The 13,563-nt window shown below is 35.4% G+C and carries 10 protein-coding genes and 1 pseudogene; 5 read left to right on the top strand and 6 right to left on the bottom strand.

Annotation, left to right across the window (positions count from 1 at the left end; genetic code table 11):
• Positions 1-4: 4 nt before the first annotated feature.
• Positions 5-754 carry a type I methionyl aminopeptidase gene (gene map, locus AC1MGI_RS15035; RefSeq protein ID WP_480345945.1) on the bottom strand — a complete coding sequence of 250 codons (750 nt, stop codon included), beginning with the start codon at positions 752-754 and terminating at the stop codon, positions 5-7.
• A gap of 1,152 nt (positions 755-1,906) precedes the next feature.
• On the opposite strand from map, the gene AC1MGI_RS15030 reads away from it, so the two are divergent.
• Entirely contained in the window at positions 1,907-2,122 is a 216-nt protein-coding gene (locus AC1MGI_RS15030; RefSeq protein WP_480345944.1) for a helix-turn-helix domain-containing protein, read from the top strand.
• A 94-nt stretch (positions 2,123-2,216) separates the two neighbouring features.
• On the top strand, positions 2,217-2,417 hold the full coding sequence (locus tag AC1MGI_RS15025; RefSeq protein WP_480345943.1) for an alpha/beta-type small acid-soluble spore protein: 201 nt from the start codon (positions 2,217-2,219) through the stop codon (positions 2,415-2,417).
• 311 nt (positions 2,418-2,728) lie between these two features.
• On the opposite strand, the pseudogene AC1MGI_RS15020 reads toward AC1MGI_RS15025, so the two are convergent.
• The 4 genes and pseudogenes from AC1MGI_RS15020 to AC1MGI_RS15005 all read right to left on the bottom strand — a co-directional run bounded on the left by AC1MGI_RS15020 (position 2,729) and on the right by AC1MGI_RS15005 (position 6,840).
• Positions 2,729-3,643, bottom strand: a pseudogene (locus tag AC1MGI_RS15020) (tetratricopeptide repeat protein).
• A 117-nt stretch (positions 3,644-3,760) separates the two neighbouring features.
• Positions 3,761-5,260, bottom strand: a complete 1,500-nt coding sequence (xylB, locus tag AC1MGI_RS15015) for a xylulokinase (protein ID WP_480345942.1) — start codon at positions 5,258-5,260, stop codon at positions 3,761-3,763.
• Between the two features lie 543 nt (positions 5,261-5,803).
• Positions 5,804-5,956 (bottom strand): YfhD family protein, encoded by a 153-nt coding sequence (locus AC1MGI_RS15010; protein WP_480345941.1) that lies wholly within the window; start codon positions 5,954-5,956, stop codon positions 5,804-5,806.
• Positions 5,957-6,186: 230 nt separating this feature from the next.
• Complete coding sequence (locus AC1MGI_RS15005) at positions 6,187-6,840, bottom strand: YcnI family copper-binding membrane protein (protein WP_480345940.1); 654 nt, start codon at positions 6,838-6,840, stop codon at positions 6,187-6,189.
• Between the two features lie 1,442 nt (positions 6,841-8,282).
• On the opposite strand from AC1MGI_RS15005, the gene AC1MGI_RS15000 reads away from it, so the two are divergent.
• Together AC1MGI_RS15000 and AC1MGI_RS14995 are read left to right on the top strand one after the other, a co-directional pair.
• Positions 8,283-8,780 (top strand): YflT domain-containing protein, encoded by a 498-nt coding sequence (locus AC1MGI_RS15000; protein ID WP_480345939.1) that lies wholly within the window; start codon positions 8,283-8,285, stop codon positions 8,778-8,780.
• A gap of 657 nt (positions 8,781-9,437) precedes the next feature.
• Positions 9,438-10,115 carry a DUF421 domain-containing protein gene (locus AC1MGI_RS14995; protein WP_480345938.1) on the top strand — a complete coding sequence of 226 codons (678 nt, stop codon included), beginning with the start codon at positions 9,438-9,440 and terminating at the stop codon, positions 10,113-10,115.
• Positions 10,116-10,462: 347 nt separating this feature from the next.
• Here AC1MGI_RS14995 and AC1MGI_RS14990 read toward each other — a convergent pair whose 3' ends face one another.
• Positions 10,463-11,020: an integrase gene (locus AC1MGI_RS14990; RefSeq protein ID WP_480345937.1), complete on the bottom strand. Its 558-nt coding sequence runs from the start codon at positions 11,018-11,020 to the stop codon at positions 10,463-10,465.
• 432 nt (positions 11,021-11,452) lie between these two features.
• On the opposite strand from AC1MGI_RS14990, the gene AC1MGI_RS14985 reads away from it, so the two are divergent.
• Complete coding sequence (locus AC1MGI_RS14985; protein ID WP_480345936.1) at positions 11,453-13,423, top strand: alkaline phosphatase family protein; 1,971 nt, start codon at positions 11,453-11,455, stop codon at positions 13,421-13,423.
• The last annotated feature ends 140 nt before the right edge of the window (positions 13,424-13,563 follow it).

Here is a 13,563-nt window from a genome sequence, read left to right as displayed (position 1 = left end):
CACATTAATCTTGGTTTGTAAAAATAACTGGACCTTCTTTTGTAATGACAATCGTGTGTTCATATTGAGCGGATAGCTTACCATCAGCTGTTCTTGCTGTCCAGCCATTGCTATCCATTTTACAATGCCATGTTCCAGCGTTTAGCATTGGTTCTATCGTAATGGTCATGCCTTCTTTTAAACGAGTTCCTTTACCTGGTTTTCCGTAATGAAGCACAGTCGGCTCTTCATGCATTGTTTTTCCGATACCATGACCGGTAAAATCGCGTACGACAGAGAACTTTTCCCCTTCTGCATACGATTGAATAGCGTGGCCGATATCCCCTAATCTGTTGCCGACTACAGCCGCTTCAATCCCTTTATATAAAGCCGTTTTTGTCACATCTAATAATTTCTGTGTTTCTTCAGTTACTTCTCCAACTGCATAAGTCCAAGCAGAGTCAGCTAAGCCACCGTTCAATCGTACAACCATATCAACCGTAACGATATCACCGTTCTCTAATGGCTTATCTGTAGGAAAACCGTGGCAGACTTCATCATTTACAGAAGCGCAGATTACATATGGGTACCCTTGGTAGCCTTTTTGTTCGGGTGTAGCCCCATTATCAGCTAGGAATTTTTCAACAAATTTTTCAATATCCATTGGTGTAATGCCCGGTTTCATCATTTTTGCAATTTCTTTATGAGTAGCTGCTAATAACTTACCAGCTTCATGCATTTTTTCTATTTCACGTTCACTTTTTAATGTAATCATGACAATCCTCTTTCATTTAAAGTCTTATTTCAGTTGCCGCTCAGGCAATCCCTTCTTATCATATGCTTTTTCTTCTATAAAAAGCAACAAAAACCCCGGTGAAAATATCACCGGGTTAATAATTTGACGGCCTCGTCAAGCTCTATAACAGGATAATGACAGACAAAATTCTCACATATATAAATGGCTTCTTTATCTCCTGTTAAAATTTCAACTTCCTTAATATTCATTTGTGAAGTCAAATAAACATGACCCGCTATCCTCTGACAAATAAGCCATATGCACCGCATCAATATCCAGCCCGCTCCTCACGATCCACTTTCATTTAAGTAAATTACTAAACTTCAAAACTTTCTCGTTCCATGGCATGACATCAATGACAAGCACTTGGAATAACCACCTAACTATACTTAAATGTTACATACTACGATTTTTATTATATTTGTTGCTTAAGTGTAATTTGCATATTCTATCAAGGTTAATTATTAAATATATAATATTATCTTGCTCAAAAAGAATATTTCTTAGATGATGGATGACAAGACGAAATGAAAAAGGAGCGAATATTGTCCGCTCCTTTCCTTTTAAAAAAATTCATTATTCAATTGTTTTAATGCGCGATTATTTTTTTGTATTCTTTTTTATTCCTTCTTCATGATTTATCTGTGTCCAAAAAGTATCTAAATTTCTTAAATGTTTTAAACCATCATCATTAGATATTTTCTTATTTATCTTTACTGCGTTTTATAATCGATTTATTTGTTCCGTCTATCCTTTCTTGTTTTTTACGCTTACCTTTATAGTACTAATCGTTAGCAATAGGGAAGCGTTTGAAATTATCTCCGCCTTTCGAACGTGCCAGTTTCCAAGCATTCAGCAATCCATCTGAGGGTATTAATTGATTATCGTGAATCCTATACTATCGAATCGAGCTAAGGGTTCTAATTTACTAAGATGTAGTTGCCATTCAAAAGGGAAAACTACGTTTGGAACAAGAGGTAGAAATCCTCAACCTCAATTTAATTTAAATTCATTAGACAAACATTCACTCCTGTTTATTAAGTAATATCATCTTCATCTCTTCTAAAATACTTGGTTTCCTATCTTTTCTAGCTTCACTCTGTTAGAATTGATTGAAGCGAGGTGTTATTATTGGCTATTTATAAAGCAAGAAAAAGCAATCTTACGGCCCTTTTAAACAAAAGTAATATAGATTTTAAAACACTTTCTGAAAATACAGGTATCTCTATTGAGAAGTTATCAGACTTTAACAACAAGACAGTGATGAATATTAATACAGCAATGACGGTCTCAAAAGAAATCGGCTGCACGATGGAAGATCTATATAAATGGACGAAAACAGAATGATTAATTTCATTCTTTTTTTTATGTATAAAACACTCCTACTAACACAAACTACTCTTGCAACACCATATTCTAAAATTCTAAGGAGATGTACATCATGACAAGTAGCAACAGTAATAATTTAGTTGTTCCGGGAGTACAACAAGCATTAGATCAAATGAAATATGAAATTGCACAAGAGTTCGGAGTTACATTAGGAGCTGAAACAACCTCACGCGCCAACGGATCTGTAGGTGGAGAAATTACAAAACGTTTAGTACAAATGGCTGAACAACAACTTGGTGGATATAACCGCTAATATTTAACTGATATAAAATGTTATTGATGAGGAGAGACTTGCTTCTGACCTTCTCTCCTCTTATGTATATACCTATAGAAACACTGGTCTTATTCAGTAAATTTACTAATAAAAACTACCCAATTCTCTTAAAATACGCTGTTATTTCCTTCTCTTCTGTCAAATTAAACAGATAATCAGCCCTCTTGTCTTTTAGCATATCTAAAGAGGTTTTCTTTATGTAAAAAAGGCCCTAATTCATTGCAAGATTGTAGGGTCGCAAATTTTTAGAATGTGCTAAAATACTTACTATAGTTGTCTTGCTCTTTTGTTTATTCTTGGTATTCTGGATGATTATGTCGCTTACATCCAAACAAATAGCAAGCCCCAGTTATTGAAGTTTCAAATTCTATCAAAGGGATACGGCCAGATGAAATGAGTTCAACCATATTTTCGTATTTGTTTTTCTCTTCAAGTAATTGTGTAATGTGTGCTTCTTTATCGTTTTTTGTCCAATTTTCTTCACATTCTTCTTCACGAGCATCTTTACTTTCTTCGTCTTTTTGTTTAATGGCTTCATTTACGACTTCATAGATGCGGGTGATATTTTTTGTGTTGAAAAGGGAATAGACAAATCTACTAACCCAATAAGGATCTTTCCAGTAATCTTTCCACCCTTGTTCAAACCAATATATCGCTTCTTTGAAACAATCCAACTCAACATACAAGTCGGCAATCTCAATTTCTCCTACAAATTCATCCGCTTCTACCATGAATGCATCTAGTTTCTCTCTCGCTTCTGTTTTCTTTCCAAGCTCAATTAAACATTTGACATGACTGTACATGGCATAATCAGAATTACCAGCAACTCGTAGGAAATAGTCTGAAGCTTCCTTCACGTCCCCAAGACGATATCTTGCTACAGCTAAATTATGATAAGCTTCATTAGATGGATGAATCGATATGGACTTCTGAAATGCGTCTGAGGCAAGTTGCCACTTTTATTGTTTACTATAAATTTCCCCTAATAAGTTATAAGGAAAATAAGAGAGCGGATTCATATGAATGACTTCTTTGATTAATTCAAGGGCCTTTTCATCATCCTCTTCTTCATAGCTGTACATCCAGGCAAGATTATTTAGGGATTGTATATTTCTCGATTCTTTTACTGCCTTTTGAAAAAAGCTTAAGGCTTCTTCATATTCATTTTTCTCAAAAAAATCAAGAGCCTTTTTGTTGATATTCAGTTGTGCTCCCCCCCTATTTTTGATAATTTATATTATATAACATATTAACCAACCTCGAAGTTGCGGTTAATCTTTCCCTATTTGAAACAAAACAAGTCGCGTATTTCCAAAAAATGTTTAAGAAAAATCCGAAAGGCGATGAAATAGCTCTTTGTTCTGTTGATAAGCTAATTTATAGTATTGATACATGTCGTTGTACATACGAACATCTTCTGGATCTGGAACGACAGGTTCATCACTAAATCGAATAATTTCTCGGCACGCTTCTTGAATAGATGGATATGCTTGAACACCAACCCCTGCAATGATTGCTGCACCTACACAGGCTTGTTCTTCTTGACTTACTTTGTAAATTTCTTGATTTAAAATATTAGCTTGTATTTGCATCCAAACATCACTACGTGCCCCACCACCAGATGCAATGAAGGTATCCATTTTTGTATCGAGACTTTTGATAATTTCAACTGAATCTCTTAGAGCAAATACTACTCCTTCCATCACTGCACGGATAAGATGTGCTTGAGAATGATTTAATACTAGTCCTAAAAATGTTCCACGCGCCGAAGAATCCATATGTGGAGTACGTTCACCTGTCAAATATGGCAAAAATAACAACCCTTCACTTCCCGGATTGACGCTTTTCGCTAACTCATTTATTTCCTGATAAGGCATATTCGACAGTATTTTTTCATTTAACCAGCTTAAAGATAAACCAGCAGCCAAACTTGCCCCCATAATGTTCCAGGTCCCAGGGACGGCATTACAGAAAGTATGGGTTCTCATCTGTTTATCATATTTAGGTTCTGCGATCACTGAAAAAACTTGCCCACCGGTACCAATTGTTAAAGAAACTTGACCTGCTTCTACAATGCCGTTTCCGACCGATTGCATCGGTTGATCCCCTCCCCCATAAACGACTGGTGTTCCTTTGTATAATCCTGTTTCTTTGGCGGTTTCTTCTGTTACTTCACCAGCAATATCAAATGGATTGTTCACATTTGGATAGATATCACGATTCAACCCTATTGCTGAAATTAGTTCGTCCGACCAAACCAAATTCTTTGTATTAAACGCCAGCGTTGCAGATGCATCGGTCACATCTGTTCCAATTTCCCCAGTCATCATTAGTCGAATATAGTCTTTTGGCAACAGTACTTTATAAATTTTTTCATATGCCTCAGGTTCGTTTTGCTTAATCCATAGTAAGGAAGGGGTTTGGAATCCAGTAGATAGTGGATTTAAAGTAATTTCCCCTACATTATTTTTCCCTAACAACTCGTAAATCGAGTCTACTTCTCGTTGCGTTCTTTGATCTGACCATATAATAGCTGGGCGAATTACTTGTAACTGTTTATCGATAAGTACCATACCGTGCATTTGCCCAGAGAAGCCTATTCCTTTTAACTCCTGTGATTGAATATGAGCATTGATCAAGGCCTCCTTTATCGTCTGTACAGTTGATCTCCACCATCTTTTTGGATCTTGTTCCGCATATCCTTTATTTGGTATGGAAATATCATAGAATGCTTGAGCAGAACTTTTCATATTTCCATCGATATCGATAATGACCGTTTTTACACTGGATGTCCCTAAATCTATCCCCATTAAATAGCTCATTTTATCCCTTCACTTCCAATCAAATATAATATGTAAGGATTCTTTCCAACTGGTATCACTCAGATTAAACTTAATTTCTTCCTATTCGTTAGAGTATATAATAGGATTTTAGCAATTTTTCTGAAATTAAAACACTATCTTATCTCTTTTAATGGTTTCTGTTGAAATAGGATAAACTTTTTACAATTGATATTTGAATGTTAAAAATTATGTCAACACTTAAAATATGACATTCCCACTGGTGCGGCAGCCTAATTGAAAGTGCCCAAATTATTGAAATTATTGTCCCCACGATATTTTGTCCTATTATCCCGTTCGCCTTAATAAAGTCCTTAATACCGAGATAAGTCCGCACTGATGAAAAGTCCCATTGGGCTATTTTTTTTGATAGGAGAACAAAATTAGAAAAAAACAAAATTCTCTCCTAACTTCACGGAGAGAATTTTTTATTCGAACTTATCAACACTTTTTAACACGCTTATCTGCTTCACTAAAATCTACAGAGAAGTGTAATCAATCCGTATCTTTCTTTTTTTAAAAGTTTCATTTAGGTCTTGTAGCTCTTATTTTCCCACTTACACCTATCTCACGAGAAAATTCTTCAGCCACATGTTCCGGTTCTATTTTTAAGTTTTTTGGAGTTTGAGGTAACGAATTTTTCCTGCTAGATGATTTTTGATTGTTTGATCTTCCCATAATATAGCCTCCTAACAAAATTTTAATCTTTATTAGTATGGCTATAAATCACATTTATATATCCCATGATTTGTCCCTAACATTTTCACCTTAAATTCAGTTATAAGACATAGCATTTTTACATAAACTTTGAGTAGAAATTTATTATGAAATATAGAAAAAAAGACATGGTTTTTTATTTTTATGCACAAAAAAGCAAGAGAATCCATTCTCTTGCCTAGAGGTATTATTTAGCTTCTTTTTTTGAAGGATATTACCACTGATAACAACCCTGCAATTAAAGCTACTATAGATAGAATAAGTGGGGCATTGCTCGAACCTGATTTTGTTTCTTCTACAGTCGCATGTTCTTTAATGCCTCCTTGGTCATTAGAAGTAGAATCAGTTGAGACTTCTCCATGTGCATGGGCAGATCCATCAGCTGGATTTACTACTGTCACAGAGGCAGGCTTTTCAGCATCCGGTGCCCCAACCCATTCTACTACACTTCCGTCTTTATAAGTTTGATATGCTTTCCAAACAATTTCTGTCGCATCATCGGCTACTTTTCCTTGCATGTTAAACTGTCCGAAATCAGTTGGTGATAAGCCTTCTCCTTCCGTTATCCACGTAACACTCGTAATTTTGTCAGCTTCATCTTTTTGAACTTCATAGACCCAGCCAGGTTTTGGCTCGAAACGAGTGATATCTACATCTTCTGGAAATTTAACTTCTATTTTTGTTGTTGGAATCACTTCGTTTTCAGATGGAACTCGGACCGTAAACACCTCATATTTTCCTTGTGAAGTTTCCTTCGGCTGTACAGTAACATGGGCACTGGCCACACCAACAAAAAGAGAGAATGCACCAATCATTAATACCGTTAATGTTAATAATTTTTTCATTATAGAATCTCCAATCGCTTTTAAATTATTTTAATAAACTATAAAATCCGAATATGGCTTTGAATCTCTAATGTTCTCTTTTAATTAAATGGTAATCACAGACTACCAACATGTATTAAAATTTCTTCGTGCTTGAATCTGAAGAACATCAGATTTGTCTCTATATTTTAGATATAGCTCAATCCGTTTATTATTTACTCCCTCTTTCAGAAACAAAAAATTATAATAGCACGCAAATCTCTTTTTTTAGGCATCTTTCAATTTTTTCATAATCGGTTGATTTGAATCTTTAATATTTGATGTTTTACCCACCTCCGTTTTGTACCATGGTAGACATACCCAAAAGCACCTCCCTACCCTAAGTGTGTTAAAATTTGTTACTTTTTGTTCACTTAGTAATTGGGATTTCACTCTTCATTATTAATACAGATTACATTCGAATCCTAAAACCAGCTAATTCACTCCTCATTGCAATGAACTACCCATTCTTACAGCGTTTTGTAAAGTACAATTGAATTACATTCATAGTATCTGAATCACCCATTACATGATTGTAAAAAACGGTACATAGTGATAACTTATAACAAAATTCATCACAATAAGTAATTTTAAGTAGCGTTCTCGATAACTACTCATACGACGCCAAAAGTCGTCAGTCTACTATAAAAAAATAGTTGGTTCGTTCGTGTTTCGAAACAGAAAACTATGATCCAGATACGCGAGAGGGTAATAGTAAGGAAAATGGAAACAAGTAAAAAAGCTAAGTAGTTCGGATAATGTGGATAAACAATAGAAATAGCATAGTAAATAGAGTATAAAGTCGCAAAGGTTTTATACTCTATTTTTTATTGTTATAGAGAGATTTAGTGGGTTTTGGTATACGAATATTAAGGTGTAATTCATGAAAAAATATACGCAAATTTTCCAAGGGACTGCTTTTTTCCAGCCAGTCACCAAAAGAAGTACAAATTTTAAAAGAATATCTTTTTTGTATTAATATTAACGGAATGATCGAAAAATTTATTGCTCCAGAAGATGCGACTATCAAGGCTATGAAAGGATCCGTTCCGACTGGTAACACTCAGATTCAACTTCATTCTATCCTATATTATACCTTTCCTTCTATAACTATTTTTCCCCGTTAGGTAGAGAAGAAAAAATCCTACATATACAATAGGAATTAAATCAAAAAAATTAATCATCTCCTTCAAAATACCCTCTTCAATCTAACCACATTATAAAATTATCATTAACTACTGTGATGAAAAAAGGTTTCTAGTTGTACAGTTATATTTACTTTATAAAATTGATATTTCAGCTCACTATCTAGTGAGCTTTTTCCATTTCCCCTTCGAATAATAAGCCTCGTTACCTCACATTATTGTTTTAAGAAGCATAGTGAGGGGTATTAACAGTATAAATAGCTGATTGGAGGAATAGAGATGAGAAAAAAAGTATATGGGATTTTCGATTCGCGTGTAGAAGTAGTATCGGCGATTAATGAACTGAAAGCAAAAGGGTATGATGGAAACGAAATTCTAGTTGTTGCAGATAAGGAAGAGAAATTGAACTTTGTTACCAACAATCCGACAACGAATGTGAATGTTGTGAAGGCCGAGCATCAAGATGAATCATTCATGGAAAAAATAAAGAACTTCTTTACAGGAGAAGATGATTCGCTGTTAGAGAGACTTGTAAGTATGGGATTAACTGATCGCGATGCAGCTGTTTATTCGGGTGATGTAAAAGCAGGAAAAATCCTGGTTCTTATCGAAGAAAACAGTAACATTAGCATCGGGTTAAATCAAAAGCATTCAACCAATCATCAAAATGGTCCGTCAGGTGAAATTATTGTTGAACCCAGTAAATTAAAGGATCCTGAATTTCATGGCACGGTGCGTGTAGGGGATAGCAGGGGCGCTGAATTTAATCGAAAGTAAACTAATAGACAGTTAGAAAATGAGGGGAACGGAGGTTTACACCTCCTCCTCTCATTTTTTTGTGAATATGTAATTCAAAAAGAAGATCGTCGAAATACTTCTTAAATAAGGTTACATCCCCTTATAATAAACGTTTTGACATTTACATCCCACTTTTTAAGAATTTCAGTTAGAGCAGTCTCCCTCAAGGAAAGATTTCAATTTTCTATATCGCGTCTCCTTTTATAAAGAAATGATGATGTATTTTATATAATTCTTCTATATATTTCTCAGTATCACAATCAGGTATTTGCCAAGCCAACATCTTAAAATCTCTGAATTGGAAATTCCTCTTTACTTTAGATAACTTGAAAGGTGTTCTCGCTAATATCTTGTAATACTTAATATCACGAGCGTTGCGTTAATTAAATTTCAATATTAAAAATACTTATGATCTTTGCCTATTTTGTTTTATGAAAAGAAAAAGTCTTTTATTTAGAGTATGATTTAGTTATTTTAGGACATTCAAAAGATTACCTTGGAAAATTCTCTCCCCTATCGTTGAATTTCCTAAAAGTTGTATAGTCCTTTTTACTGTTTAATGAAAAGAAATTCTTTTCTTGGGTTACGAATCCTCTAATAGGGAAGATAAGGAGAAAAAGAGTTGGGGGTATAGGAATGGTTTATGTAGAAATAGCATTGAAACTATTGTTGGGACTACTTGGTCTTATCATTGTAACGCGGCTACTTGGAAAAAAAGAAATGTCCCAGCTTACCCCCTTTGATTTCATCTATGCTTTGATTCTAGGTGGCATATTAGAAGAAGGCATCTATGATGAAAAAGTGACGATCTGGCACATACTATTCGCCATTAGCATCTGGGGAATTTTCATCTATATTATCGAGGTATTAACCGAAAAAAATAAACTAATAAGAAAATTATTAAAAGGAAGCCCTTCTCTTATTATTCGCAATGGTGAACTGAATTTGAAGGCGATGAGGGAAAATCATCTAGAGATCGAGCAGATTCGGACCATGCTTCGTGCACAGGGGATTTTTACACTACGGGATGTACGTGATTTATATCTGGAACCTGGTGGAACAATCAGCGTAAAAAAACACGCAGAAGCAGATCCAGTTACACCTGGTTTGCTTGGTATTGAATCAAAGGACGAAGCACCCTCCATATTGCTAATTGAAGATGGAGATGTTAAAGAAGAAATGCTTCGATTTGCTGGCAAGACAAAAGAGTGGCTTTATGATCAACTGGCGAGAGAGGGCTACGATAGAATAGAAGAAATTTTATATGGAGAATGGTCTGAGACAGAAGGCTTTTATATTCAACCGTATCTTTAATATAATTTTTATGGCTCAACACCAAAGTCTGTTTGTAACCACTCGATAACTTTGAGCGCTTTACTGGAAATTAGTGCAGTCATTTTGTCACTTTATCTGGAGCCTATGCGAGCAAAATTATGAGCCATGAAGCCAGATGTATCAAGGAATCTGATTAAGTCGAAGTTAGGCTATCATGGCCGCCTCTTCAAATATCTACTGAAAAAAGTGTTCAATCTTTTTCAGCATTTTTGGGTAAGTAAGTATTCATTTCTACTTGACGGTTACATCATTTAGGTGATAAGGATAATGCTCGTAACTTTCTATTCAATTACACTGTTATAATGCATAAAGAAGTTCGTCTTTCATTAAGCAATTTGATTGCTATGATCGGACACAAGCCTGTTATAGAGATGCAGATCTTCTTGATATAAATGAATATAGGTTGCTAAGCTATGCGCTTTTACAAGTTCGAAGCTAGCCCAATCCACAATACTATAGTCCTGGTTCATTTTTTTCGCATTTTCCCAGGCCGTCTCTTCAAAAGCAATATTCATCACATGCTCTTCAATCAACATGGCAAGCAGTTTTCGATCAGTGTATTGTTCATACTGAGAATATCTTTTTTTCATTTTAAAAATCTCGATTGTTCTTTCAAGTGAATTCAATAGAGATTTCCGGTCAACAGCATGACCCAATTCATGCAAAGTTAATGCCTTAATATATGTTTCAAGTGAAACGGGCGTCTGCATCTCCCGTACGGATTCTTGCACACGTTCAATGTCATAACTTACATAATCCCCGATAAAGTTATAACTCATATTCACCCCAGTACGATCTTGCTTTAGTTCAATGTCCATTCCAACAACTTCTATAGTTGACTGAATCAATTTCTGAATCCAATGTTCTTTATTTTTTTCTTTCACTATTTCCCCTTGCTTTCTTATGGATTTATATTACAAGTTTATGGCCTTTATTTGACCGTAAACTGTCACCGAAGAAGTATATTAAACGATATGAGATATTCAAAAAAATATGCGGGAATACTCCCTAAACCAGACTATTTTATAACAAAATTAGTTCCGTTTCAATAAGTAATCATTTCGGCCTATCATTCTTGTTATAAATATGAAAAAGCATTCTTTTGTTCGTAAACCGTAAAGGAATCGACTTTTTTATTTACTCAACTAAAGCACCCTTTTCGTTAATAGGAATGCCTGCTACACATTAAATTAGGCTTCTTCGCTTAATTAGATGATGAACGAAGATATACAAAATTATTCCAATATTCCGTCTGTTTTGATTGATATACAACGGGTATATCTTACTATTAAGATTTGTAATTTAGGAGGCATGACATGGCTAGGAAATTATTTATTTTCGCTGCAACTTTTATTTTATTTCTACATTTAACTAGTACAGTACAAGCTGAGACCCGACAAAGTGATAAGCAAAATGTCATTCTCATTTCATTCGATGGTATGGGACATGATTTAACAGAAAAGTATATAAAAGAAGAGAAATTACCTCATCTAAAAAAACTAATCAAACAGGGAGTCTGGGCGAAGAATCCACAGACGATTACACCTTCACTTACCGCACCTTCTCATGCGGCTATTGCTACGGGAGCAAAACCAAATCAAACAGGAATCGTCAGCAACCAGTGGCATGAAGAAAATAAATCAATCAAAAATATTGATGATGGTTTTCAAACAAAAATAGAAGTTCCTCCGCTATGGGTGGAAGCAAGAAAATCAGGCAAAGTAACTGCAACCGTTGCATTTCCAGGAGCCAATCCCAAGGTAGGAAAGCAAGCGGATTATTCTATTTTTTATGGGAAAACATGGGCGCCAAGTAGTAAGGATTCATTATTCTTTAAAGAAGCAACTGAATGGACCAATCCTCCCGAAAGCTTCAGTCCACTTAAAGAGGCTGAGCTAACCATTGCGTTACAAAAGGAAAAAAAACAAAAGATTTATATTTTGGCTGTTGATTCTACAAATGATCAAACTCAAAATTATGACAGCTTTACTGTATCCAAAGATAAGAAAATAAGAAAAAACGAACCATACATAAAGAAAGAGAATTGGGGATCTCTTCCTCTTGATATCGATGACATATACGCAGCGGGATTTTGGTTTAAAATTCGAACCAATCAAACTAACTTGAGTGAAGGAGCCACGATGTATCGTACGGCTGTGACTTCCGGTACAATAAGTGGTCCTAAAGGGTTTGCTGATGATATCAAGAATCATTTCGGCTTTTTTCCTGTTCAAGACGATGACAAAGCTTTGCAAAAAGGCTGGATCAGCAGATCAGAATACGAAGAAATTAGTACGAGATTTGTCATGTGGGTGACCAATGTATCACTTTATATAAAACATAGGTATCAACCTGACCTACTCATGTTTTATGGACCGCAAATCGATCATGAAAACCATCAATACCTGTTGACCGATCCGCGACAACCAGGATACACAGAAGAAAAAGCCAAAGAATATGGTCAGTATGTGGAATGGTCATACAAACTAGCAGATAGGGTTGTGGGTAAAACTATGAAAGATCTTTCCGATAAAGATCATCTATTTATCGTTTCCGATCATGGCATGGAGCCAGCTCATGCCACTCTTAATCCGAATAAAGAATTGAAGGATGCCGGACTATTAGTATTAGATGAAAATAATGAGATAAATATGAAAAAAACAAAAGCCTACGCAGTACCTAGCGGATCTGTCGCTCACGTTTATATTAACTTGACATCTAGGGAAAAAGGAGGCATCGTTCCCATGGATAATTATGTAGGCCTTACGAACGAAATCACTCGGATTTTCGAAAATATTCAAGTGAACGACGTAAACAGAAAGAAAATGGCCATGTATAACTTAAAAGAAATGACCCAAGATGTTAATAATAATGGTTTCTCTTTTTCAAAAGTAAAAAAACAAGCAAAAAAGATTATAGGAAATCTTTTCAACGTAAAGGTCCACCCATATGAAAAAGTCATAAACATCACAGAGACAAAAGATGTCGGGATCAAGCATGCGAATGCCGGCGACATCTTATTGATGGGAGCTTCCGGCTATGTTATGGGGGGCGCTACTTCAAAACGAATAGATTCACCAATTGAATTAGGAACCCACGGCGGAAATCCGAAAAGAAGTGAACTGAAACCGATCTTTATCGCTGCCGGGCCAGAACTGAAAAAAGGGAAGAAAATCGGCTCAACCTCCAACCTCGATATCGCCCCAACGATTTATCGTCTACTTGGACTAGAAGCCCCTACTTTCGTCGAGGGAAACGTGATAGAGGAAGCGTTTCGAAGAAATTAACATGAGCTTCTAAATTAGCGAATTATAGTTAGCAAGATTCATCGTTGAATGGACAACGATGAATCTCTTAATAAATAGGTTGAAAATTATGACTAAGACTCAGAAACAGATTCGGTTGCTGGCTACACTAAGTAAAGAAA

Source organism: Peribacillus sp. BM1 (assembly GCF_056679975.1).
This window is presented reverse-complemented; position numbering and strand designations above follow the sequence as displayed.

What these genes read in the sequence shown, in the direction of transcription:
- map (WP_480345945.1), bottom strand. Translation starts at nt 754, where the DNA reads ATGATTACATTAAAAAGTGAACGTGAAATAGAAAAAATGCATGAAGCT.
- AC1MGI_RS15025 (WP_480345943.1), top strand. Translation starts at nt 2,217, where the DNA reads ATGACAAGTAGCAACAGTAATAATTTAGTTGTTCCGGGAGTACAACAA.
- xylB (WP_480345942.1), bottom strand. Translation starts at nt 5,260, where the DNA reads ATGAGCTATTTAATGGGGATAGATTTAGGGACATCCAGTGTAAAAACG.
- AC1MGI_RS15010 (WP_480345941.1), bottom strand. Translation starts at nt 5,956, where the DNA reads ATGGGAAGATCAAACAATCAAAAATCATCTAGCAGGAAAAATTCGTTA.
- AC1MGI_RS15005 (WP_480345940.1), bottom strand. Translation starts at nt 6,840, where the DNA reads ATGAAAAAATTATTAACATTAACGGTATTAATGATTGGTGCATTCTCT.
- AC1MGI_RS15000 (WP_480345939.1), top strand. Translation starts at nt 8,283, where the DNA reads ATGAGAAAAAAAGTATATGGGATTTTCGATTCGCGTGTAGAAGTAGTA.
- AC1MGI_RS14995 (WP_480345938.1), top strand. Translation starts at nt 9,438, where the DNA reads ATGGTTTATGTAGAAATAGCATTGAAACTATTGTTGGGACTACTTGGT.
- AC1MGI_RS14985 (WP_480345936.1), top strand. Translation starts at nt 11,453, where the DNA reads ATGGCTAGGAAATTATTTATTTTCGCTGCAACTTTTATTTTATTTCTA.